This is a genomic window from Anaeromassilibacillus sp. An250, assembly GCF_002159845.1.
Classification (GTDB): Bacteria; Bacillota; Clostridia; order Oscillospirales; family Acutalibacteraceae; genus Anaeromassilibacillus; species Anaeromassilibacillus stercoravium.
The window spans coordinates 1-23888 of sequence record NZ_NFJK01000025.1 but is presented as its reverse complement, the minus strand read 5'-3'; the positions used below and the strand labels follow the sequence as shown (position 1 = coordinate 23888).

Sequence of the window (23888 nt, the reverse complement as noted above, 5' to 3'; positions counted from 1 at the left end):
GTCAATCGGCATCAATTTTTTCTGCTTGTATCTGCATTTCCACGCAGGCCCCGTTGCGATTGCTCAGAGAGAGCGTTCCACCTTGTTTCTGGCACAGGGTGTTGCAGATTGAGAGGCCAAGCCCGAAGTGGTCATTTTCCGTATTCTCTTTGTAAAACGGCCTTGTGGCGGAGCGGAGGGATTCTTCCGAAAAGCCTGCCCCATCATCATATACCTGGATGATAAGCACTCCTTCTTGCCATCCGGCCTTCAAAGCAATTTCATGGCGGGCGAAGCGCAGAGCATTAGAAATCACATTGTCAATCATGCGATGTACCAAGGTCCCATCCAGCATGACCTGAATATCCGGGACCCCACTAATATCCATAGAGAATTGAAGCTGGTGCCGCTGCGCCAAAACGGTGTATTCGTCCTCCTGTTCCTCAAAAAATTCCCTCAGAGGACAGGCTGTTGGCTTCACTGGGATAGCGTCCATCGCCTGTATTTCGCGCACCTGGTTTGCGTACTGCTCCAACCGCTCCGTTGCCAAGGAAAGATTGTGGATTGTGTCCAGCAGTTTGTCCTCGCTGATGCGTCCCAGCGGGACATTATGTGTGAGATATTCTGTGTAGCCCTTCATCACGGTGATGGGGGTACGGAGGTCATGGGCGATGGAGGCGCTGAGCTTGCGCCGTTCCTCCATCATAGCCCAGGTCTCTTGATTATTTTTTAGAAGGGCGGCCCGCATGGTTTCCATCGCCCGACAGAGCTCACCCATTTCGTCCGAAGCGGGATAGTCCAAACAAAAATCCAAGTCGCTTTGTGATATGCGGTCGGCGCTCTGCAAGAGTAATGACAGCGGCTGTTTCAGTTTGATGGAATAGAACATCCAAGCGCAGAAGATCGTACCAAGCACAAAAAGTAAGGTCGGCACCAGGACCACGGCTGCTTTTGCCGCATAGTAGGCCACCCGCTGGGTATCGCTCAGGTTGGCGATTTGGTACTCGGTGGATAAAATCACAAGCTGTCCATTTTCCCCTGGGACAATCTGTTCATCATCCGCAATCACCAGGTTATATTCATCCTCAGTTTCCTGGGGTGGCAGCACCTGATAGTCCGTTACACTTTCCAAGATGTGATTTTGCACGTTGACACAGGTAAAAATGGTCGCTGCCGAAATACCTGCTACAAGCACCGCCATAACAAGGACAAGTGATACGAAAGCCCGGCGGAGAGGCATGGAGCGAAGCCAGTGTTTTATTTTACCCATTTATAGCCGCACCCCCAGACTGTTTCAATATACTGCGCCCCCAGCTTGTTTCGGATGCGGCGGATGTGTTCCTTCACCACAGCATTGTCAGCGGTGCCGTCAAAGCCCCGCACCTGTTCATAAATTGTTTCCCGGCTGAACACTTGTCCAGGGTGGAGGGAAAGCAGTTCCACGATGTCAAATTCCACCTTGGAAAGTTCTATGGGCTGGCCATTTTGGGAGACTGTCCTTGCGGCGTAGTCCACCACAATGTCTCCAAAGCCCCGTACACTGATTTTTTGCTGGATGCGGCTCTCCCTGCGCAGATGGGCTTCCACCCGAGCGGTCAGTTCTGCCAGACTGAACGGTTTCAAAATGTAATCATCACCGCCTGCCCGCAGACCAGCTACACGGTCCGCCTCCTCAATCCGGGCGGTCAAAAATAAGATGGGGCAGGCCACATGGTCACGGATCGCCCGGCACAATTCAAGGCCATCCATCCCCGGCATATTGATGTCCAGCAGAATAATATCCGGCTGCTGGGTCAGCTTTTGCAGGGCCTCCTCGCCGCTTTTTGCCGTGATTACTTGATACTGTTCCATCTCAAATTGATCCCGCAGCATATCTAAAATCATTTGCTCGTCATCAATCACCATAATTGTATAGCTCATGGTTTCACCTCGCTCGCTGGTATCATAATAGGGAAAAGTCTATAATTGGTCAAGTTTGCTCTCTATTACAATTATATACCACATACGCAATTCTGACAGCCCACAAAATATGAATTATATTGGCTATATAGAGGAATTATATAGACATATTCAGTGCAAAAAAGGAACAGTACAATGTAACTGGGTGAATGAATATGTCAAAGAGACCAGTAAAGAAAATCGACTTCCGCCCGTATGGGGCGGCAATCAAAAAAGCAAGAACCGGGCGCAAGGAATCCCGCAACAAGGTGGGAAATGAGATGTTCCTCTCTCCCCGATACCTGGCAAACATAGAGAACAAAGGGCAGCACCCAAGCGTTCAAATCTTTTTGGAGCTTATGGCGCGCTATCATGTTTCCGTGGATCAAATCCTTTTCGGGGAGGCAGTGGACGGAAAGACCACGGCACGCCGCCAGCTTGACGCCCTGGCCGATGACCTGAATGATACGGAAATCGGAATCATTATAGCAACAGCGCGGGCCCTTCTGGACGCCAGAGAGAAGGGGGAATAGCTGTGTTCCCGGTACAACTGAACAGGGTATGAAAGACGCTATGAACGGATAAAGTTTGTAGCGTTTTTTCTTTTTCAGAAGGTAGCCAAATTCTCCGTTTCCGTATTACTAAGGTACGAAAGAGTAGCGATCAGCAAGCACAGCAAGCGAGTACCCGCTTGCGATTTTTGGCTTTAGGGAACCCTCCCCCTAAACCCGAAAAATGCTTGTTGGGAACATCCCAAACCCTGATACGAAAAGAGGCGAGATACCACGATGGCAAACAGGAAACGGAATATACAGATGAAGTTCTGGGTGACAGAGGAGGAAAAACGGCTCATTGACGAGAAGATGACTCAGTTCCCCACAAAGAGGTATGGGGCGTATCTGCGCAAGATGGCGATTGATGGGTATATCATCCAGGTGGACACCACTGACATTAAGGAAATGACGAAAGCCCTGGGCTCCATTGGCCGGAACATCAATCAGATTGCTAAGCGAGTCAACGCGGGAGGTCCTACCTATCAGGCTGACATGGAGGAGATCCGGGAGAGATTGGAGCAGATATGGCAGTTACAAAGACGCATCCTATTAAGTCAACGCTGAAAGCGGCGATTGACTATATCTGCAATCCCGACAAGACGGACGGAAAGCTGCTGGTATCCTCCTTCGGCTGCACCGCCGAGACCGCCGACATTGAATTTGCCTGGACCCGCCGCCACGCCATCGACAAGGGAACGAACCTGGGCCGGCACCTCATCCAGGCGTTTGAGCCTGGGGAGGTCACACCGGAGGAAGCCCACCGGATCGGCATGGAACTGGCGCGGGCGGTCCTGGGCGGCAAATATGAATTTGTCCTCACCACTCACATTGACAGGGACCACGTCCATAATCACCTGATCTTCAATGCGGTCAGTTTCCAGGACCACCGGCACTACCACTCCAACAAGAGAAGCTACCATGAGATCCGCCGCACCAGCGACCGTATCTGCAAAGAGCATGGCCTGTCCGTCATTGTTCCCGGTCAAGACAAGGGCAAGAGCTACATTGAGCATCAGGCGGAACAGAGCGGCACCAGCTACAAGGCGAAGCTCCGCTCCGCCATCGACCGGCTTCTGCCCGGCTGCACCGATTTGGAGGACCTGCTCCGTCGCCTCCAGCGAGAAGGGTACGAACTGAAACGGGGCAAGTACATATCCGCCAGAGCTCCGGGTCAGGAGCGGTTCACCCGGTTGAAAACCCTGGGTGCGGATTATGCGGAGGAAGCTCTGACCGCCCGGATCGCCGACAGGCCAGGTCCTTCCCGCCAGCCGAAACAACGCACCGGGAGGCCCAGCCTGCTCATCGACATCCAGAACAATATCAAAGCTCAGCAGAGTGCCGGCTACAAACATTGGGCAACCATTGAGAACCTAAAGCGGGCAGCGGAAACGCTGAACTTCCTGACGGAGCATGGCATTGGAAGTTTGGAGGAATTGTCCGAGCGGTGCGATGGGGCGGCAGCCACCACCGCCAGGATAAAGGCGGATCTCCGAACCGCCGAAAAGGAAATGGAGCGGCTGACCCTCACTATGAAGCACGCTGCCACCTATCGCCAGCTCCGCCCCCTGTATGACCAATACCGCCAGTCCAGGGACAAGGAGAAATTCCTCCGGGGGCATGAGAGTGAGACCATCCTGTTCGAGGCGGCGGCAAGGGAACTGAAACGGTTGAACGCCGTACCCCTGCCCGCCGCCCAGCGACTCCGGGCCAAAATGGATGAACTTACCGCCAGGCGGACCGCCCTGCAATCGGAATATCGAAAAGCTCAACGGGAGGAACGGGAGTATGACACCCTTCGGCAGAATGTGGAGGCCCTGCTGGAAAAGCCGAGAGAGGCGGAACCGCAGAGGCAGCGGAGCAACGAACTGGAATAGGGCTGGTGGTACGCTTTTCTAAATTTAGCAAATGCCCCTGGGCTTGTTTGGATTTTGCCTGTATAATGGTGATATGAATGGAGGTGGCGCAAATGACGAAGACCGAGGCCATCAAGGATTTTTTCAAGAAGGCAGTTTTGCCCGTTGCCATCGCCGGGCTTCTGTACTGCATTTTCAAATCCGCCTGCGTAAGGGATGGAAAACTGGATCTTCTCTGGCTCTGGATACTCTGCGGCCTGCCCTTCGGCATCCATCGGATGTGCGTCTGGATCGAGCCGGGCGGCGGCTCTCTGGGCGGCGGCGCCGCGCTGTTCGTGCTGAACTTCGTCATCGGCGGTCTCATCGGGGGCTTCGTCCTGGTTTGGCGGCTGCTGGTGGCTGCCTGGTATGTGCCCCTCACCATCTACCGAATAGCCGTAGTGAAATGATTTGAAATCAGTGTTAATTTGTTATACACTTTAGTTGTGGTAAAGTGAAGGTGATTGAATGGGACAGACATATAAAATAGACCGACTAAGATTGATTACTTATAAAGGGCAAAAAAGGAAAACACTTAGAGCACTACATTGCAGATATATGGCAAAAAGCCATATCGTAAATTGCGATGCCGAATTGCAAAAATTTACTTTTGTGAATTTTAGAGGTTCACACTTTACAAAAGTGAACTTCAAAAAAGCAGTATTCTACGGTTGCGACTTTTGGGGAACGACATTTAACAGTTGTTTATTCCATAACACAGAATTTCGTGATTGTGTATTCATGGGATGCAAATTTAAGAATTGTGATTTTTCCACCACAACATTCTCCTATTCAATAGTTGTTAATACGAACCTTGCAGGTTTCAAAAATATCAATGATCTTTCTGGCATCCGCATATACAATATTTATCCTACCTGCAATATGTCCGATGAATTGTCAATCGTTCTTCAAGAGTTAAAAGATAATAGAGACCTAAGAAAAAACAAGTTATTATTTATTTCAGATACAAAATATAACCATCTCAATTTATTTTTATTGCAGAAGAGATATGGGGATAGCCTTCCAAATCTTCTACACAGTCTTGCTTCTTGTCCAACCAGCCAAATAACGACTTATAAAAAGTTGGAGCGAACCTTGAATGGGTTAAAAAGTTCTGCTATAATTTAGATGTCCCGCCCCACACAATCGAGAGGGATTGTGTTGCTAATGTGACTTAGTGATAAGTGATCGGGGACTGTAACATGATAGCTAACATTCGAGGAGGGATGTCTATGATTTCTGATTGGAGTACCTTTATCGGCTTTTTTAGCATGATTATTGCGAAACTTTTAGGTCTGGCCCCTCTCGATTGTTTGGGGTAATATCAAAAAATTGCGGGAGCGTCCCCCTCGGTTCAAACCGAGGCGGCGCTCCCGCTTTTACTTTTAATAGGTAGAAGTGTGTGATATAATGACTATTATTAGAATGTGGGGGGGGACTCATTTGCTAAAAAGTTATGCAGATATTATGAATGATATTTCTCCTGATGAACTATACAGGAGATTGCTTGCATATGGGCTTTTTACAGAAAAACTCCCACCTATTTTAAGCTCTGAGGCATTCTACAATTATTGTACAACCCTTAATACCCCTTTTGCTGATGGATGGAGACAATATATTTATCATGAAAGCATGAGGAATATAAATGTCCCACGTCCGTTGGGTATTCCAAATCCGATGGCTTATCAGAAATTGTGTCGGTGCCTTGCAGATAACTGGGACAAGCTCCAAACGCATTTTTCAAATCAAACTTCAAATCAGAATTATAAAATCAGTCGTATTCATATTCGGAAACTTGGTAAAAGCAATGCTCTTTTTTCAATGAGTTATTCTAATTGGAAAACAGACGGAACCCCCGAGCCAGACTTGCTGATAGGAAACAGGTATATTGTCAGAGCAGATATTTCAACCTGTTTCCCAAGCATTTATACACATGCAATTCCTTGGGCGTTGGTTGGAAAAACATATGCGAAAGAGCACAGCAGAAAGAGTGACCAGTCAGAGTGGTATAATCAGATTGACCATTTAACACAGAATTGTAAGAACGGGGAAACGCATGGTTTGCTAATTGGCCCTCATGCTTCAAATCTTTTATCTGAGTTGATTTTAACTGTTATTGACAAGCGCCTTTATGATGCTGGTTGGCGATACATCAGAAATATTGATGATTACACTTGCTATGTGGACACATATGAATCAGGGCAAAAGTTTTTAATCGCATTGGGAGAAGAACTGCGCAATTTTGATCTTTCCTTAAACTTCAAGAAAACAGAAATTGAGGAACTTCCCGTCGCATCTGTTGAACAATGGGTACGCAAGATAAATTCCGTATCAATTATGCAACGGAATGGGAAACTGGACTTTATTGGTGCCAGGGCATATTTGGATTCAGCTATTGAACTGATGCAAACAAACAAAATGAACTCCGCCATTCTGAACTATGCTATCAAAGTATTAGCCGGGCAAGAATTAACCCCCAATGCTAAAGAGTATTGCATTAAAACCATATTTCACCTTTGCCTTATCTATCCTTATTTAGTCCCTTTGCTTGAAAAAAGTGTCTTTGAAAAATTTTCTGTTTCAGGTGTAGAAATTGAAAAGCTATCCCAAAAATTATTTGAGAAAGGATTGGATGAAAAGAATTATGAACTAATATGCTATGCACTATATTTCTCAATTAAATATGGCTTTGAAATTGTTAAAGTCGATCCAGATGACGCTATAGCCAGTAACTCATGCCTATTCAAACTTTTTGCCTTTTTGTATTTTAAGAAGAATAACAATGACACCGCCAACAAGAAGATGAAGAGTCATGCCCGAAATCTGGCCTCAAATGAGGATGATTTTAACAGGAATTGGTTATTTGTCTATGAAATCCTTCCACAAAGTGATTTGAAAGGTGAATGGAAACCTCTAAAAAGGGCTGGAATATCCTTTGTAAAATATCCATAAAAAACGGGAGCGCCAACCTCGGATAACTGCATCCGATGTTGACGCTCCCATTTTGCTTGACAAAAGGTGAAAATCCAGCATTTTTCCTATGCAGAAACGCCCTACCGCCCCACATGGGAAATCATACTGTCCCTATACAGGAAAGCCGCCACAGGCTGTTTCTTCGCCCATTTTGAACCCTAATTCCCGCACTTTTTAGAGCGGCGGGAAAGATAGTGCGGGCAGGACACTACTACTGTTCGGAAACTCTGCTTGCAGGGATGAACGCAGCCCTTACAGAGCTTGTTATACTGGCGCCTGCCGTTCTCACCCAGGAAGAATGCCCATTCCAGACGCCATTTCTTGCTCCGGCTCATAAGTCGCCCAGCTCCGGGGGCTTCTTCTGCGGGGCGGGCTTGTCCGGGACTTTCCTCTCTGCGCACTCCCGCTTTGCGTCCTCCAGCCGCTCCCGGATGGAGGGCTTTTTCTCCGGCGTGGTCCTGCGCGCCTCGGCCTGGGCTTTCTCCAATTCCTCCCCACGGCGGCCATTGTTGATGATCCCGTCAATCATGCCGTAGTCATCCTCCAGGGTCATTTCCGCCGTGCGCAGCGGGTTTTCCGGCTCCACGGGAACGGATACGATTTGCCCGTTGATGCTGGCGAACAGCTCCGGCCGCTTGAATTGCTCGGTGTACTTCTGAATCATGTCCGGGGGCAGGGACGCGAAACTTTCCGGCCCCAGGCCCACCACCAGGAAGGTGCCCGCCACAATGTCATAAATCTCCCCATGGTCGTCCCGGAGGGAACGGTTCAGGTCCAGACCGATGAGCTTGCCTTCGTCGTTCAGCACCAGCCCCACCGGATCGTCAAAGGGATAGGAGGCGGCAATGTCGCCGCCCACCTCCGCTTGCAGCGCATGGAGGCCGGGGTCGATCTCCTTTACATAGGGCTCCTTCATGGGCTCCACCACCAGGACAGTCAATTTTTCCGGCGCGGTATGTTCGGGGGTGTCTCCGTTGGGGATGGCAAAGGCGCGGCTACCGTTGGCCATGATGAGATACTTCCCGTCCTCGGACTCATGGTGGAAACCGTATCCGGCCGCCTCCATCTGTTCCCGGCTCATATCCGTCACATGGAAGGTGCCCCTGGGGGTCCGCACCGTCTCGCCGGTCTCCCGGTCGTCCGGGGTAGGCGCCGCTTGCTGCCCATACAACTCCGCCTCATACTCCCGGTTTGCCTGTTCCGCAAAGGCCAGCATCTCGTCCACATGGGACTGATCCGGGTTTTCGATGGCCTCCCGGATTGCCTGGGGGTCTACATCCAGAAATTCCTCATAGCCGGTGGCATCCTTGAATTTCTCGATCTCCGAAGGCAGATAGTCCTCCTGGGTCTGCCCCAGGGCGGCCAGCTTCTCGTCCAGAGCAGAGATGCGCCCGGCCATCAGGTTTTCGTAAATTTCTTTCTTTGCCGCGTGTTCCTCCGGGTGTTCGGCGGCATACTGCGGGTCGTGCTGCCGGAAAAACTCGTCCATATCGTAGGCAAGGTCCATGACCCATTCTGAAATTTCTTCTTCGGGGATGTCGTCCTGGAAGGTCATCACCCGGTATTCCTCCGGGATGCTGCCGCGCTCGCCATCGTAATACTCATGGAAGCTGTCCCCGGTGTCCCGCACATAGCCCAGGTCGGTGAACTGGCCGCTTTCCTCCAGGGCAATGTCCCGCCCGTATGCCTCATAGTCGATGTAGTTACGCAGATGCTCCGGCACCTGCATGGCGTCCAGTTCCTCGATGTAATACCGGCCCAGATCGTCGTGGTCGTGGATGTCGGGGTAAATATCGTAGCAGTCCAGGTTCTCCGTCAGGTTGATAAGCTCCTGGATGCTGCCCGTGTGGTCGCCGATCTCCATGGCCGCCAGGAACCGCTCATATTCATCCTGGCTCATATCATCCAGTTTGGAGGCCAGGTAGTTCAGTTCGTCCAGGTTGGCATACTCGCTCAGCAGGTCATAGAGGCCGTCCACATAGCAATCATAGTCCGTGATGAACCATTCCTCATAGGTTTGCCCAAATTCGTCCTTCGACCCAATCCCAATGCGCTCAAAGACCTTTTTCAGTTCCTCCGCCGTGGTGGGAAACTTCACCCATTCACCCACAAGGGCGCCCTCATTGTACTTGCCCAGGTTGGTGATGAAGGCGGCAAAGGGATAATCTTTGTCATAGTCATAATGGGGCATAGCGACACCTCCTTACAGTTCCGGCGCAGACTTTTCCCGATGGGGCTGCGCCTTGCTCTGACCCGCACACTCTTTCCGGCTCTGCTCCAGCCGCTCCTTAATGGAGGGCTTTTTCTCCGTCTGCCTCTCCTTGGGGCGCTCATGCTCCCACTCATCGCCGGAGAGAGTGAGATAGCCTCGGCTCGTAAAGCACCCCTGTTCTTCCCGCATGGCATGGTTGCCGAAGGGAACGGGATCAATGGCGTCCAGCAGCTCCGGAGGCAGAAGGATGTCCAAATGCTGCGCCAGATAGCGCCAGCCCACATCCTCCACTTTGCTGATGTTGTTCTCCAAGATGAAATACTCCGTGTTGGCGGGAAACTCTCGGAACTGCTCCAAAGTGGTCAGGCGGAAGGGAGACTCCTGCACAGTGGCCAGGAGATCCCTATCCTCCGGGGAGAGGGAGGACAGAGCTCGAAGCGTTGCCTCCAACTCCGCAGGTTCCCCCTCCTGGGGGAGCATTGCTTTCAGATCGTTCAGCGAAATATCCGATTTACTTTTTGCCATTCACACCCTCCTTTCGCTTGGGAAACTCCAGTTTGAAGCGGACATACTTTTCGCCGGTATCATCCAGCACCACCACCGCGTCATAAGCGGCGCCCTTCTTTTCAGACCACATCCCCCTGACGGAGGTGCGGCCCTTCTTCAACAGGTCGGCAGCCATCTTCCGGGTCAGCTCCTTTTTGCGGGAGGTCCAGAAGCGGTCATCCTTCCACAGCACGAAGCGGCAGGAGCGGTCGGAGCAGTAAAAATTCTTTTTGCCCTCGTAGACTAGTTTGCCGCAGCGGGGGCAGAGGCCCACGACCTCCCGCTCCGGGGCGAACAGTTTCTGACCTTCCTCGGAGATATGGGAATAGGTTTTTACCAGCTCCCGCGTCATTTCAGAGATCCCCGCCATGAAAGCGGCGGGGTCTCCTTCGCCCCTGGCGATGGCGGTCAGTTTCTGTTCCCACTCCGCCGTGAGCATGGGAGAGGTCAAGGTGTCCGGCAGAACTGTAACCAGGTTGATCCCCGCCTTGGTGGGAACCAGGCTTTTGCCTCTGCGCTCCACAAATCCGGCCGCCACCAGCTTTTCCAGGATCGCCGCTCTGGTCGCCGGGGTGCCCAGGCCCTTGCGCTCGGCGTCCTCCGGCATATCTTCTTTTCCGGCGGTCTCCATCGCCGCCAGAAGGGTGTCCTCCGTGTACGCCTTGGGCGGGGCGGTGAAGTGTTCGGTGACAGAGGCATCCACCTGGTCAAAGGTCTGGCCTTCGGTGAAGCTCGGCAGGGCGATGGGCTCCGTCTCGTCCTCCGGCTGCTCCTTCAGGGAGGCGCGGAAAATGCGGTCGATCTCACGCCAGCCCTCGGAGAGGATGCGCCGTCCCTTGGCGGTGAAGGTGTGTCCACCACAATCAAAAGCGGCCGTGACCGCTTCATACATATAGGGTTCCGCCGCCGCACACAGCAGCTCCCGGCACACCAGCAGCAAGGTGTTCCGTTCTCCCACAGTCAGTTCGGACAGGTCGGCTTTCTCCAGCTCCAGCGTGGGGATGATGGCGTGGTGGTCGGACACCTTCCCATCATTCACCAGCGCCGCAACATCAGGGAAGAAGTCCGGGCAAGCATCGAAGGGCGGCACCTGCGCTGCCAGATGCAGGACCACAGAGACGGTCTCCGCCATATCGACCGTCAGATACAGGCTGTCGGTCCGGGGATAGGTCAGCAGCTTCTTCTCGTACAGCGATTGTGCGTAGTCCAGGGTCTGCTTGGCCGTGTAGCCGAACATCCGGTTTGCCTCCCGCTGCAAGGTGGTCAGGTCGTAGAGCTTGGGCGGCGCCTCCTTCTTCTTCTCATGGGTGACGGAGGTGCAGGATGCCGATGCGCCGGCACAGGCCGCCCGCAGGCTCTCCGCCTCCTCCGGGGCAGTAATCTTCTCCGACACCGCCTCGGCCCCATCCAGCGCCAGCCGCACATGATGGTATTTCTCCTTGCGAAACAGGGTGATCCTGCTGTCCCGGTCCACCAGCATGGCAAGGGTGGGCGTCTGTACCCGCCCCACATTCAGGGTACGATGGTAGAGGACGGAGAAAAGGCGGCTCGCATTGATGCCGATGAGCCAGTCCGCCTTTTGGCGGCAAAGCGCCGATTGATACAGAGGATCATAGTCCGCGCCGGGGCGCAGGTTGGCAAAGCCCTCCCGGATCGCCGCGTCCTCCATCGAAGAAATCCAGAGGCGGGAGAAGGGCTTGGAGCATCCGGCGGCCTCATAGACCAGCCGGAAGATCAACTCGCCCTCCCGCCCGGCGTCGCAGGCGTTGACCAGCTCCGTCACATCCGGGCTCTCCATGAGGCGCTTCAAATTCTGGAAGGTGTCCTCTTTGCCCTTTGCCAACACATAACGGAAGGGCTCCGGCAGGATGGGAAGGTCGTCATATTTCCACTTCTTATAGGCGGGGTCATATCCGGCTGCGTCCATCGGGGACATCAGGTGTCCCACACACCAGGAAACGATGAGCCCATTTCCTTCAAAACAGCCATCGGCCCTGGATGTGACACCCAGGGCCGACGCAACGGCTTTCGCAACACTCGGTTTCTCGCAGACCACCAGCTTCATTCTGTTTCCTCCGTTTCTTCCGGTTCAGGGGCGTCCTCGTTGATATATTCCTCCTCATCCTCAAAATCATAGTCGTCCGGGTCGGCGCTGACCTTTGCGCCCTGCTTGGGCTTGATAAACTTGATGTAGGCGAAGGCTCCGCCGCCGCCCAGCACCGCCAGCAGCAGGATCAATACCAGGGCGCCGCTGTTGCCGGACTCCTTCTCCGGCTCCGGTTCAGGCTCTGGTTCCTCCTCCGGCGCTTTCCCGGCACACTCGCTCATATTCACCGCACAAACCGGACAGGCGGTATTCACCGCACCGGCCTGGCATTTCTCCGTACAGGTGCAGACCGCCGGGGTCTCCTGGACTTCGCCATCCTCCATCAGGGCCAGGAGGTCGGCTTCGTCCACCTGGTTCAGGAAGTGAACGGCGGTCTCCGCGTCCTCGTTGGCCCGGTCAATCAGGATGTAGAAATAGTTGCCCGCCTTGGTGGTGACTGTGATGAGCTGCTTGTCGCCGTAGAAATCGTCCACCAGGGTGGCGTTGCCCTCCGGGGTAAGGGGCTGGCCCTCCGGCTCCATGCCCTCGGTGGCGGGTTCCTCGGTGGGGTCCGGAGTCGTCTCGGCGGTCTCCCCGGTGTAGTAGTCTCCATCCCCGCCACCCGCAAAGGCGGTGACAGAGAAGGCGGTCATGCACAGGACCACCGCCAGCATCGCCGAAAACAGCCGGATCACTTTCTTATTTTTCATACTCGGCGTCCTCCATCTCGTTCTCGCCGGGGGCAGCCGATGCCTCCGCCTCCATCATGCCCTCCGGCAGGGCGATGAGGCCGCTGGCGTATGCCTTCAGGAAGGCCGTCAGCTCCCGGTTGTCCATCTTCACCGCCTTGACCATGCGGACGATCTCCAGGTTCTCCTCCTCGGTGAGCTGCGCCTCCAGAGAGCGGAGGCGCTTCTGCTGCTCGGAGATCTTCTCCTTGGTCTTTTCGATGTCTCGGCGGATTTTCTCAACAGTTGCCATGTGTGCAATTCTCCTTTCCAAACCGTTCTTTCCATGAGTAGTTGCGGCCCAGGCCCTGGACCGTTTTCAAATTGGGACGGGCGTTGTCCTCCAGCACGATGGCCCGCCGGAACAGGTCCGGGTGGTGGTCCCGAAGCCGGATGATCTCCTCCGCCCTCATGCTGGGGCAGAAGAAACAAGAGGACTTGCCCGGCTGGGGAAGCCCCGCATCATCAATGGCCCGCTGGCAAGCCGCCCGATCCCATCCCCATTCCATCAGGGGATACCACTTGCTGTACTTGGGGTCGGCCAGATCCCCCAGCAGCACCTTGTCGCTGCGGTAGCCTTCGCCGGCGTCGTAGCCAATGAACTTGACCACCCGTTTGCCCGCCGCCCACACCTTCCGGCAGGGCGGATAATGGTTGCAGAACTTTTCCTGCGGCCCGATCTTGTGTTTCAGGGAACACCGCTTGAAGCCATAGGCCATAGAAGGCAGGGTGCCGCTCTGCAAGCACTCCTGTTCCAAGGTCAGCCGCTTTCCGTCCCGCGTGGTCTTATACACTCTGGTGATGGGCGGCATCCCGTGGTCCTTCAGCCAGCGGTCCATGATGTCCAGGTAGGCATAGGTGTGGGGATGCTCCGCCCCGGTATCCGCAAAGAGGATCAGGTCTACCGGGATACGGTGCTGGTGCAGACCGACTAAAAGGGCGGTGCTGTTGACACCGCCCCCATAGGAAACCATATTGATGTGTGTTTCACCTCCCATCAGTTATACGGCGGCCGGCCGTAGGCATAAAAGTGAGACTGCCAGTAACTTGTATTCAAATTGGTGTAGGAAATCGGGTCTCCGCAATGCAGCATCATCCCGTCGCCCACATAAATACCCACATGGGAGATACCGCTGGTGTCATAGGTGCCCACAAAGAACACCAGATCACCGGGCTGGGGGTCGGATACCGGCGTGGAGATATTGTAGAGCCCCTGGGCTCCCAGCCGCCCGGTGTTACACAGGCCGGTGCTGGTCAGCACATAGCTGACAAAGCCGGAACAGTCAAACGATGTCTCCGGGCTGCTCCCGCCCCACACATAGGGGTATCCCAGGTATTTCTCCGCCTCGGTGATGAGGGTAGCAAACCGTTCATCCGTCAGGTACTCGGCGGGGATGTCCCAGGCCGTAGGCGGGTTCTCGATGTACTTGCCCACATACCCGGAGGACGGAAACAGATCCGGCCGGTTGCCCAGGGTGGACATATACACGGCATACATGGAAAGCTGATCCTCGCCCATGATGTAGACTGGCACATGAGAGAGGTCAAAGTTTTCCAGCGTGACGGTGCAGATATACCAGGTGTATGGCACCTCCACTTCGTACTCGTTGCCCTCGCTGTCTGTCCGGGTCTCGGTGCGGTAGCGGGTCTCCGTGGTGACCGTTTCCGTGAGGATGTACTGCTTGTCAAAGAGCATTTCCAGGTCGCCTTGCACCTCGTCCAGGGTAAACACCCCTTCGTGGAGCGCCGACAGGATGGACAACAGCACATAAGGGTCATGCTCGATCTCATCCAGGTCAAAGTGATATTCGTCATAGTCGTGGGTGGCCTCGTAGGTGTCCAGGTATTCTTGAAGCTCCGCCTCCATTCCACAATAGGCGGCCTCGGCCCCGGTCAGGTCCGCGTCCTCGGAGAGATAGGAGGACGCCACCAGGCCGGAAGTCCCGCCCCCAAACATGGAAGTGCAGGACTGCATCAGCCCCATGATGAGCATGAGGATCAAGCCGATCCCTCCCACAATGAGAAGGTTGTGTTTGTTCTTCATCACAAGGCCGCCCAGCTTCTGGGCGATGGTCCCGCCGCCTTTCTTCGCTGCGGAAGCGGCGGTCTGGGATGCCTTTCCCGCAGCCTGGGCCGCGCCGGTCCCTGCCCGATGTGCGGCGGCATACTGCTTTTGCAGCCGCTTTTTCTGCCACAGGCGGGAGATGGGGTTACTGGACGCAAGCTGGGGATTTTCCATGACGGACTTCCGCCAGTAGAAATCGGCATTGGCTTTCACCGCTGCCTGCTCCGCCTGCTTCACATCCTGCCAGGGTTTCAGTTTCCGGTCCGCACGCGCCTGATGGAAACGCCGATTGCCATAGCCCACGGCCTTCTCAATCTGCCGTTCTCCCAGGTGGCCGGCCTGAACACCGGAGTTATCGCCCTCCACCTTGCTCACTTCGCCGTGGAGGGTGGACCGTATTTCCTGCACCGGCCGGGCCAATGGGTTGCCATGTTCCTTGCCGGGAGGCTTTACGGGGACAGCAGCTTTCGCCGCATCCAGCCGATCCGCCGCCTTGTCCGACTTGCGGATGGCCTTTTTCAGTTCCGGCGCCGCCTGGTCTGTCTCGGAAAACTGCAAACGGGAGGAAGGGCGGTCTCTGGCCGCCTCACCCTCCCGAAAGGTGTCGCGCCGCTTTCGCCGCGCCTTTTTCGTCTGCCGGCGATCCCGGTGTCCCACCACCTCGTCCACCGCCCGGTTCAATGCCCCCGCCGTTTCATCCGTAGGAGAATAATCCTGCTCCGGGGGACGGTCTGAAATATGGGTGGCCTCGCCAGTCACCAGGTTCACCGAGATGGCCCCATCACGGGTCATCTTCTGCGCTTCCTTTTCGGAGGCTTTCCATTCCTGCATTTATCCGTCACCTCCTCCGTAGGGGCAGATGCTGGCGCACGCCCCGGTCTCTATCAGGGAAATGTAGTGAAAAATGGGATAGGCCTGGGGCGGGCAGACTGCGTTCCCCAGGGTTTTCAGCCGCAGCGCCCGATCCTTCGTATCCTCGGTTATGCGGGGGACGCTCTCCGGCTCGCTGGCCCAGAGGATACGTCCGTCCATCCCTGCGGGAAGCCCATGAGCCATTCCACCCAGTCCGGGTTCAGCGCCGTTTTGTCCGAGGTCGGGAGTTCCTGCTTTGCCATTTGCGCCGCCAAGCTCCCGGCGCATTTCTTGCGGATAAGGGTCTGCGACTTCATATCCGACAGGAATCCGTCCGCCGCCATTGGCGTCAAGTAGAATACCGCCGCCGACAGGGACAGGCTCCAGATTGTTCCATCCTTGTTCCGCTTTCGGAAGATCCCGTTGTCCGACAGGAACACATCCAGGTTGGCAGCGTCCCGGCAGGTGGATTTGTCGGAGGCAAGGGGTGTGGGAAACATCAGCCGCGACGATAAAAGTTCGCTGGCGCTCATGCCATGCGCCGACGCCACAAGCCGGAAATACGAATGGGAGAACAGCGTATCCCGCTTTTGCCAGGTCAAAAATCGTTTTGTCGAGCCCCATATTGATGAAGCCAGCAACATTTTCCCCAAGCACCCAACGGGGCCGCAGTTCGGCAATAACGCGGCACATTTCCGGCCACAGGTAGCGTTCATCCGCAAAGCCACGCCGCTTTCCTGCGGTGGAAAAGGGCTGACAGGGGAAGCCGCCGGAAATGATGGTGACTGTTTCAAGTCCTGTTTTCTCAAAAAACGCCTCCTTCGTAAATGTGGTAATGTCCCGGAACTTCGGCACATCCGGCCAGTGCCGCTCCAGGATAGAATAGGGGTAGTCCGCCCATTCACATTGGCAGACGGTCTCGAATCCGGCTGCCTCCGCCGCCAGGTCCAGACCGCCGATGCCAGAGAACAGGCTTACATGGGTCAGTCGCTCCATACCTCATCCCCTTCAAGGCCGTCATCCTGGGAATCGTCCTCCACTTCCTCCAGCGAAATCAGGTTATGACGCTTGATGATGGCCTCCTCCAGGGTATCATGCGCGACGCCGCTGCCCTCCGGGAGCCCCAGGCTGCGGTAGATCCGCTTCATCTCTTTCTCATAATTGCCAGCACGCTTTTTCAAGCGGAGAAAATCCTTCTCCGTCTCCGCCTCCGACAGGCAGCGGGCCAGGGAGTGATAGAGAACGATCAGGTTGTAGATGTCGCCCACCAGCATACGGAAACCGCTGCCGGGGATGATGTACTCATCCCGATATTTCTTGGGCTTCGGCTCCTCCTCCGGGACCACCTCCACCTCGTCCAGTTCCTTGTCCATGAGCCCCTTCAAATCCTTGGGGTCGCCGAACACCAGGTAGCGGCCGGGGATGCCCCAGCTCTGGAACTTCTCCTCGGCGATCTCACCGTACCGCTTCGCCGTATCCAGCACATGGAACACATCCTCCTCGTCCTTGATGCGGCCAGCCAAAAAAGCGAGCTGGTGGAGGAGCCCATACAAGTGGACCTCATCGTTGATGTGGGAGAGATAGGTCTTTCCGTTGATGACATACAGTTTGTTTTTCATATTCACGCCTCCGTTTCCGCCGCGTGCTCCACCTCGCTGGGCTTGGTGGTGAGCAGTTTGTAGAGTTCGGTATCCTTCGGGAAATCATCCGCAAAGGGCAGAATGACGTTATTGAAGAACAGCAGCCCGTGGCCCGGCTCGGAGTTGGTCACATAGGCAAGCTGCTCAGACGAAATATTCAGCCGCTCCGCCAGTATCTTCCGGTCGCCCGCCGCCTGATTGAGCATATAGATGAAGTCACTGTTCTCCAGAATGTTTTCAATCTCCGGGGAGGAAAGCAGGTCTTTGGGGTTCTGGGTCGCTCCGGTGGGGATGCCGCCCCACTTTCGGAAGCGCTTCCAAATCTCGGCGCTGTACGCGGCGGTCTGTTCCTCCTTCAGCAGAAGGTGGAACTCGTCCACGAAATACCAGGTAGACTGGCCAATCGCCCGGTTGATGGTGACGGTGTTCCACACCGCGTCCTGAACAATGAGCATCCCCGGCTTTTTCAGGTTCTTGCCCAGACCCTTGATGTCAAAGCAGACCAGGCGATTGGAGATGTCCACGGTAGTGCGGTGGTTGAAGAAGTTCAGCGAACCGTTCACATATAGGTCCAATGCCTGGGCCACCCGGTCGGCCTCCGGGATGTGTTGGGACAGAAGGGCGTTCATCAGGTCGCCCAAAATCGGCATATTCTCCGGCCTGGGGTCAGCAAAGTAGGGCTGGTAGATCATCTGCACCGCCCGGTCAATAACCGTTTTCTCAATGGCCTCCAGGCCGGTCTTGCTGCCCATGATGAGCTCACAGAAAGACAGCACGAAGTCAGATTTCAGCGCCAACGGATTTTCTTCCTCGGAGTAGTTGAGATTGATGTCCAGGGGGTTCACATAGTCGGTGCTGGATGGGGACAGCCGAATCACCTGACCGCCCAATCGCTTCACCAGGGGTGAATACTCGTCCTCCGGGTCGCAGATGATGACATTATCCTGGGTCATCAGCATAATAAAGGTGATTTCCCGCTTGCAGCTCATGGATTTGCCGCTGCCGGGCGTGCCGAACACAAGGCCGTTGGGACAGCGGGATTGCTTGCGGTCCAGCAGGATCATGTTGTTGGAGAGGGCGTTGAGGCCGTAGTACATGGCGTCGCCGCCCATGAACACCTCCTGGGTTACGAAGGGGACGAACACCGCCAGGGCCGATGTGGTCAGGCTCCGTTCGATTTTGATGCGGTTGAGGCCCAGGGGAAGGCTGCTCATAAGCCCGTCCTCCTGCTGGAAGTCCAACCGGGTCAGGAGGCAGTTGTAGGTCTGGGCGACGCTGGCCGCCTGGGATACGGCGATCTCCAGCTTTTGCCGGGTCTCCGCCGTGTGCAGCACCAGAAAGGTCATGTTGAACATTCTCTCGTTGCGGGATTGCAGGTCGGTAAGGAGGTCTTTCGCCGCGCCGCCGTAGGTGGACAGGTCGGAGGGAAGGATGTCCATATCGTAGCCGCTGCGCACCGCCCGCTTCTGCTCCTGTATCTTCATGGCGTCCAGGTCGGTGATCTTTCGCTTGACCATTTTGATGGCCTCGTTCTGATTGATGCCCCGGATGTGCATGGTCACCATGATATTCCCGTCCGCCTCCATGAAGTCGGTGAGGATACGGTCGTGCATCTCCGGCGCCAGGATTTGCAGGAAGGACACCGCTCCGTACCGTTTGCCGATGCGGAAGGTGCGGGTCTCCCCGAAGTGGAAGGAGGACGGAGCGATGAAGTCCTTCACTGAAAGGCCGCTGGCGGGGAGCCAGTCCCATTCAAAGGCAAACTGCCCGCCCTCCGGGTGGAGGATGTTGTAAAGCAGCTCCAGCCGTTCCTTTCCGTCCAGCACATGAGCTGCCGCCCCCATGACCTTGAAGCGGTTGAGAGTGTCGGTTTCAATCCGGGCAAACCGCGCCCGTGCTGCCGGAAGATTCTCCGCCTCGATGGTCAGGGTCACATACTTGGTTTTCACATAGCCGTTGTTGCCCCGCTTGTACTGCATCCGCAGGATGTCCACCGCCTCGTCCCGGATGGGGTCCAGGTCATTGCCCTGCCTGCGGATGCCGAACAGTTCATCGGCGGCGCTGCCTCCGCTGCGGCTGTTCAAAGTGACCTGGACGCCGATGGAGGGATCATAGCCATTATAGAAATCGCAGAGGCTTTCAAAGATGCTCCGCTGGTCCTCCGGCCCCGCCAGGCGGTAATTCACATCCTCATAGGCGATGGTCTTGGAGAAGGCCCCGCCATCCAGCCGGCACAGGCCGTCCGGGAACATATTGCGGAAAGGGATGCTGTCCTGCACCGTATGGTTTTTCCCATCGCCTTTTGCCTGCCGGATCACCGCCTCGATCTGCCTGCGCTCGTCACGGGTCAGCTTACGTCTGGGCTTTGCCGTTTTTCTGGCCCTTGCGGTTTTTGCCTGCAATCGCTCTCACCTCCTGTTCCAATTCGTGCTGCCGCACCAGGGCGGAGTACAGGTTGTTGGTTTGGTAGATCCGCACCTTTGGGCGGATAAACTTGTTCTGAATGAGGTGCCCAAGGAACACCTCCAGGGGCTGCCCGTTCCGCTCGTACATGGCAAACAGGAAGAAGGGCAGCATGACCAGGATCATGCACAGGGCGGCCGTGGTGGTGCCCAGCGCACCCTTGGCTAAGAAGAAAAGCGGCACGCCAATCAGCGCCGCCGTTCCGAAACAAATCACCTGCCGCTTGGTCAGCCCGAACAGGACCTTGCTCTGCACCTTGCTCAGGTCCTTCGGGATCGTTACATAGGCCAATCACATCAACTCCTTCTTGTGGGAATATAGTCTTTGAAATCTTTTACCGCATGGAAAATTCGCTTATTGTTCACCCACCGCTGAAGATGGCGGGTAATCTTAGGGGCGGTGGGGCGCTCATAGATCATTACATAGGGGTCATACCCCAAAGCCCGCAAGGTGTTCACCCGGTAAAGGTCTTGCTCATGGGTGCTTCCATAGTTGGTCAGCACATAGACGCGCCGGTTTCGGTCGCTTCGGATGGCGGTATGCTCCACAAAGCGGCGGAAATACTCCGTCAAATCCTCCTCCGGGTTATCCCAGGCAAAATGTACCGCCTTGGTTCGCACCTTGTTCAGCAGGGAAATGTTGTCTGGGCTGGTCAGTCGGATGTCCAGCCCCTGAGTGAAATCCACCAGCGCCCGGCTGTCGGCAAGCTGCTCCAGCAGCGCCTCATGGTCCGGGCAAGCCAGCAGATTGGGGTCCAGCAGTTTGATCTCATCCTCGCCGCGCCAAAATTCAAAGAGGTCAGCGACCTTGACGCTCCTGCGCCCTTCTTTACCGCTGACAATGCAAAATCCGCAGTTTCTCGGACAGCCTCGGCTCAAAAATCCGTAGGCTGTTCCTAAAAACCGCGGATAGAGAAAGTAGTTCGGCCGGATGTGCTCAATCTCATACGGAAGGTCTTTCCCGCCCGGCCCGTAGCCGGTGCCACCCTGGATGACCTGGTCCGCATTGGTCACGGTGATGTTGTCCCTGGAATAGGTATCCGTGAACACCCGGCTTTTATAGACCAGGTCGTAATGCCCCTTGGGGCTCCACCACTCCACCCGGTCGCCCCGCCGGGTATGGTATTCGGAGAGTTTCATCAGACAGAGATTTGGAAAGTTGTGAGAATCCACATCGATCAATCCAACCTTCAATCAGCCACCCCCTTAGTGCGCCCCGAACAGGGATTTTGCGAGGCTGCCGGTCTTAAAAAGAGTGAAACACAGGAGCACCGTGTACCCCATGCACCCCCAGATAGCGCCGGAAATGTTGTCGCCGCTGAGCGAAATATCTTCCACCAGCACCGCATAGATGCCCACGCAGATCATTATGAGGAACGCCTGGAAGCCCAGGGCCAGCAGGGAGCGGAGATAGTTCTGCCCCGTGTTTCCCCATTCCCGGTTGACCATTGTGGCAAATGGGATGGGACCTATCGAAGTGACCAAATACACCTCAATAATCCTGCCGTAAATGACCAGGAAGATGCAGATGGAAAGTATCTGCGTACACAGTCCCACGAAGATGCTCTGGAACCACAGCCCCAGCAGGGCGCCGATACTCCAGTCTGCAAGCTGGGTCTCCAGATCAGCGGTCACGCTGGATATGTCGATGCCCGCATCCGAAATGATGACGCCTGCCGACTGGTTGACCACATTCTGCGCCACATCGAACACCGCCATGACAATATTCCAGGTATTCGTGACGATCAGCACCGCACAAAAAGACTTAAAAATCCACTTGAAGAAGATCCATGTGTCGAAGTCATGGAGATTGTTCTTCTCGACGATGAGCTGGATCAACTCGTAGCACATGACAAAGGTGAGGATGATGCCGGCGATGGGGACGATGACCGTTTCCGAAAGGCTGCGGATCATATTGAAGATGCCGCTGTTCCAGGCGGCGGGTGTCATGCCGACCTCCCCGGCGATCTCGCCCACCTTTGTGTTCAGGGTATCAAACATCCCGGTCAGGTTGGATATGATACCGTCAATGAGCAGTTCTTGGAACCACTCCTGTATTGCGTCAAAAATCAACGGGGATCACCTCCTTTCCGGGAGGCCCCGTGTGCCGAGGCCTCCCGTGGGGTTTGTTGGCGGACATCAGGTGGTGAGCAGGCCGGACAGCAGGGGAATCAGGGTCAGGCCGATGAGGGCGACACCGCCGCCGGCCATCAGCTGCTTGATGCCCTGGCTTTTGGAGGCGGGGTTGTCCTGGCCGTAACCTTCCAGAAGGTTGATACCGCCCCACACGCACAGGCCGCCACCCAGGGCGATGACCAGAGTCTGCAAAACGTCGATAGCGTTAGTGAAAAAATCCATAATTCATATTTCCTTTCGTTGTAGAATCGTTATTGAAGGTCTGCGGCTGTCAATTCGTACATCTCGAAAGGCTCATCCGGCTTTAGGATGGCCGGTCTGCGTTTCATGTACCGTTCCATATCAAAGAGGTACTTCTTGTCGGCGTCGGCAGTATATTTGTAATCGGGATGCCTGGTCAGGTCGTACTTGTCCGAAAGGAACGGGCGCACGCCCCGCAGCATGAAAATACATTTGCCTCCGTCCATTACTGCCAATTCGTCTTGTGTCATCAGCTCCTTTCCCAATTTCTGATAGTTAAGACCGTGGGAGACTTGGCTGCCCCGGTTCTCGGATTGATTGAAGCTGTCGATGGTCTCCTTGCCCAGCAACTCCGAGATTTCTTTCAGGGTGGATTTCTCCTTGCCTCCCAAAAACAAGGTGGTGTCGCAGTTGCCCACAATGGTGTCTGCGGCGTCCTTGTAGATGGTCTTTAACTGACTTTGTGACTGCAAAATAATAGAAGCCGAGATCTCCCGGCTCCGGATGGTGGCGATCAGCTTGTCAAAGTTGGGTATCTGCCCGATGTTGGCGAACTCGTCCAGGAGGCACCGCACATGGACCGGCAGGCGGCCGCCGTAGAAGTCGTCCGCCTTGTCGCACAGAAGGTTGAAAAGCTGGGAGTACATGAGCGCCGCCACAAAATTGAAGGTGCTGTCCGTGTCGGAGAGAATGACGAACAGCGCCGATTTCCGGTCGCCCAGGGTGTCCAGCTCCAGTTCGTCCTCCGCCATAAGGTCCCGCAGCTCCTGAATGTCAAAGGGAGAGAGGCGGGCGCCGCAGCTAATCAGGATGGATTTCAGAGTTTTGCCGGCAGCCATCTTGAATTTGCGGTATTGCTTCACGGCGAAATGATCCGGCTGCTCCTTTTCCAACTTGGCAAACAGCAGATCCACCGGGGACTGAAACTCCTCGTCATCCTCTCTGGCCTCCGATGCGTTGATAAGGTCCAGCAGGGTGATGAAGTTGCGCTCCTCTGGCTCCGCCTCATACCAAATGTAGCCGATGAGGGCAGAATAGTATAACCGTTCGGCCTTGACCCAAAAATCTTCGGAACTCTTTTCGCCCTCTCCCTTGGTGTTGAGAATGAGGGCGTTCACCAGTTTCAAAATGTCCTTTTCGCTGCGGATATAAGCCAGGGGATTGTATTTCATGGATTTTTTGAAATTGATGAGGTTCAGGCTTTTGATGCGGTATCCCTTGCGCTCCAGCAGGGCTCCTACCTCGTTCAGGATGGTGCCTTTGGGGTCCGTGACCACATAGGAGGAATGGCACTGGAGCAGGTTGGGTTTGACAAAGAACCTCGTTTTGCCTGAGCCGGAACCGCCGATGACCAAAATATTCTTATTTCTGGCGTACTTGGGCTCCTTGGGGCGGCTCGACATGGTGATCCGTTCCGTCTGGGTGAGGAGGACGTTCTGGAAGAAGTCCGGGTCTGCGTAGGGGGCGATGTCAGCCGGGGTGCCCCATCGGGCGCTCCCGTACTCGACCCCCCGGCGGTATTTCTTCGCGTTCTTGCCTTTGGAGTAGACCGCCAGCCGGATCAGCACCGCGCCGGCGGCGCCCA

Annotated in this window: 23 protein-coding genes; 6 read left to right on the top strand and 17 right to left on the bottom strand. The window is 55.1% G+C overall.

From position 1 onward, the window contains the following. Position 1 precedes the first annotated feature (1 nt). Positions 2–1249 (bottom strand): HAMP domain-containing sensor histidine kinase, encoded by a 1248-nt coding sequence (locus B5F54_RS15800; protein WP_087235152.1) that lies wholly within the window; start codon positions 1247–1249, stop codon positions 2–4. Then, a complete protein-coding gene (locus B5F54_RS15795) occupies positions 1237–1899 on the bottom strand; it encodes a response regulator transcription factor (protein ID WP_087235151.1) in 663 nt (220 codons plus the stop codon). Before B5F54_RS15795 ends, B5F54_RS15800 begins: the two co-directional genes overlap by 13 nt. A gap of 194 nt (positions 1900–2093) precedes the next feature. Between B5F54_RS15795 and B5F54_RS15790 the strand changes: the two genes are divergently transcribed. The 6 genes from B5F54_RS15790 (at position 2094) to B5F54_RS15765 (ending at position 7315) form a co-directional block, all read left to right on the top strand. Beyond that, positions 2094–2450, top strand: a complete 357-nt coding sequence (locus tag B5F54_RS15790; protein WP_087235150.1) for a helix-turn-helix transcriptional regulator — start codon at positions 2094–2096, stop codon at positions 2448–2450. A gap of 255 nt (positions 2451–2705) precedes the next feature. Next, positions 2706–3035 (top strand): plasmid mobilization protein, encoded by a 330-nt coding sequence (locus B5F54_RS15785; protein ID WP_087235149.1) that lies wholly within the window; start codon positions 2706–2708, stop codon positions 3033–3035. After that, complete coding sequence (locus B5F54_RS15780) at positions 2996–4345, top strand: relaxase/mobilization nuclease domain-containing protein (protein ID WP_087235148.1); 1350 nt, start codon at positions 2996–2998, stop codon at positions 4343–4345. Before B5F54_RS15785 ends, B5F54_RS15780 begins: the two co-directional genes overlap by 40 nt. A 92-nt stretch (positions 4346–4437) precedes the next feature. Further along, positions 4438–4773 (top strand): DUF6050 family protein, encoded by a 336-nt coding sequence (locus B5F54_RS15775; protein WP_087235147.1) that lies wholly within the window; start codon positions 4438–4440, stop codon positions 4771–4773. Between the two features lie 58 nt (positions 4774–4831). Further along, positions 4832–5491 (top strand): pentapeptide repeat-containing protein, encoded by a 660-nt coding sequence (locus tag B5F54_RS15770; RefSeq protein WP_087235146.1) that lies wholly within the window; start codon positions 4832–4834, stop codon positions 5489–5491. Positions 5492–5806: 315 nt separating this feature from the next. Next, positions 5807–7315, top strand: a complete 1509-nt coding sequence (locus tag B5F54_RS15765) for an RNA-directed DNA polymerase (protein ID WP_087235160.1) — start codon at positions 5807–5809, stop codon at positions 7313–7315. Between the two features lie 352 nt (positions 7316–7667). On the opposite strand, the gene B5F54_RS15760 is transcribed toward B5F54_RS15765, so the two are convergent. The 15 genes from B5F54_RS15760 to B5F54_RS15690 form a co-directional block, all read right to left on the bottom strand. Continuing rightward, a complete protein-coding gene (locus B5F54_RS15760) occupies positions 7668–9527 on the bottom strand; it encodes an antirestriction protein ArdA (protein WP_087235145.1) in 1860 nt (619 codons plus the stop codon). 12 nt (positions 9528–9539) lie between these two features. After that, positions 9540–10073 carry a hypothetical protein gene (locus B5F54_RS15755; RefSeq protein WP_242969727.1) on the bottom strand — a complete coding sequence of 178 codons (534 nt, stop codon included), beginning with the start codon at positions 10071–10073 and terminating at the stop codon, positions 9540–9542. After that, the gene (locus B5F54_RS15750) at positions 10060–12159 is read right to left on the bottom strand and encodes a type IA DNA topoisomerase (RefSeq protein WP_087235144.1); all 2100 of its coding nucleotides are present in this window, start codon (positions 12157–12159) and stop codon (positions 10060–10062) included. Before B5F54_RS15750 ends, B5F54_RS15755 begins: the two co-directional genes overlap by 14 nt. Further along, complete coding sequence (locus tag B5F54_RS15745) at positions 12156–12890, bottom strand: DUF4366 domain-containing protein (RefSeq protein ID WP_087235143.1); 735 nt, start codon at positions 12888–12890, stop codon at positions 12156–12158. Before B5F54_RS15745 ends, B5F54_RS15750 begins: the two co-directional genes overlap by 4 nt. Continuing rightward, positions 12880–13161: a DUF4315 family protein gene (locus tag B5F54_RS15740; RefSeq protein WP_087235142.1), complete on the bottom strand. Its 282-nt coding sequence runs from the start codon at positions 13159–13161 to the stop codon at positions 12880–12882. Before B5F54_RS15740 ends, B5F54_RS15745 begins: the two co-directional genes overlap by 11 nt. Then, positions 13148–13906 carry a phosphoadenosine phosphosulfate reductase gene (locus B5F54_RS15735; RefSeq protein ID WP_442856135.1) on the bottom strand — a complete coding sequence of 253 codons (759 nt, stop codon included), beginning with the start codon at positions 13904–13906 and terminating at the stop codon, positions 13148–13150. Before B5F54_RS15735 ends, B5F54_RS15740 begins: the two co-directional genes overlap by 14 nt. Beyond that, positions 13906–15804, bottom strand: a complete 1899-nt coding sequence (locus B5F54_RS15730) for a C40 family peptidase (RefSeq protein ID WP_087235141.1) — start codon at positions 15802–15804, stop codon at positions 13906–13908. Before B5F54_RS15730 ends, B5F54_RS15735 begins: the two co-directional genes overlap by 1 nt. Continuing rightward, on the bottom strand, positions 15805–16821 hold the full coding sequence (locus B5F54_RS15725; protein ID WP_087235140.1) for a DNA cytosine methyltransferase: 1017 nt from the start codon (positions 16819–16821) through the stop codon (positions 15805–15807). It lies immediately after the preceding gene. Further along, complete coding sequence (locus tag B5F54_RS15720) at positions 16809–17444, bottom strand: hypothetical protein (RefSeq protein WP_087235139.1); 636 nt, start codon at positions 17442–17444, stop codon at positions 16809–16811. Before B5F54_RS15720 ends, B5F54_RS15725 begins: the two co-directional genes overlap by 13 nt. A 2-nt stretch (positions 17445–17446) precedes the next feature. Beyond that, complete coding sequence (locus tag B5F54_RS15715; RefSeq protein WP_087235138.1) at positions 17447–19867, bottom strand: VirB4-like conjugal transfer ATPase, CD1110 family; 2421 nt, start codon at positions 19865–19867, stop codon at positions 17447–17449. Beyond that, on the bottom strand, positions 19818–20219 hold the full coding sequence (locus tag B5F54_RS15710; RefSeq protein WP_087235137.1) for a PrgI family protein: 402 nt from the start codon (positions 20217–20219) through the stop codon (positions 19818–19820). Before B5F54_RS15710 ends, B5F54_RS15715 begins: the two co-directional genes overlap by 50 nt. 5 nt (positions 20220–20224) lie before the next feature. After that, positions 20225–21121: a radical SAM protein gene (locus B5F54_RS15705; RefSeq protein WP_172749770.1), complete on the bottom strand. Its 897-nt coding sequence runs from the start codon at positions 21119–21121 to the stop codon at positions 20225–20227. A gap of 12 nt (positions 21122–21133) precedes the next feature. After that, a complete protein-coding gene (locus B5F54_RS15700) occupies positions 21134–22000 on the bottom strand; it encodes a VirB6/TrbL-like conjugal transfer protein, CD1112 family (RefSeq protein WP_087235136.1) in 867 nt (288 codons plus the stop codon). A gap of 66 nt (positions 22001–22066) precedes the next feature. Beyond that, positions 22067–22285, bottom strand: coding sequence for a Maff2 family mobile element protein (locus B5F54_RS15695; protein ID WP_087235135.1), 219 nt, complete (start codon positions 22283–22285; stop codon positions 22067–22069). Between the two features lie 29 nt (positions 22286–22314). After that, positions 22315–23888 (bottom strand): VirD4-like conjugal transfer protein, CD1115 family (locus B5F54_RS15690; protein WP_140400402.1); only part of this gene is annotated, 1574 nt, incomplete at its 5' end.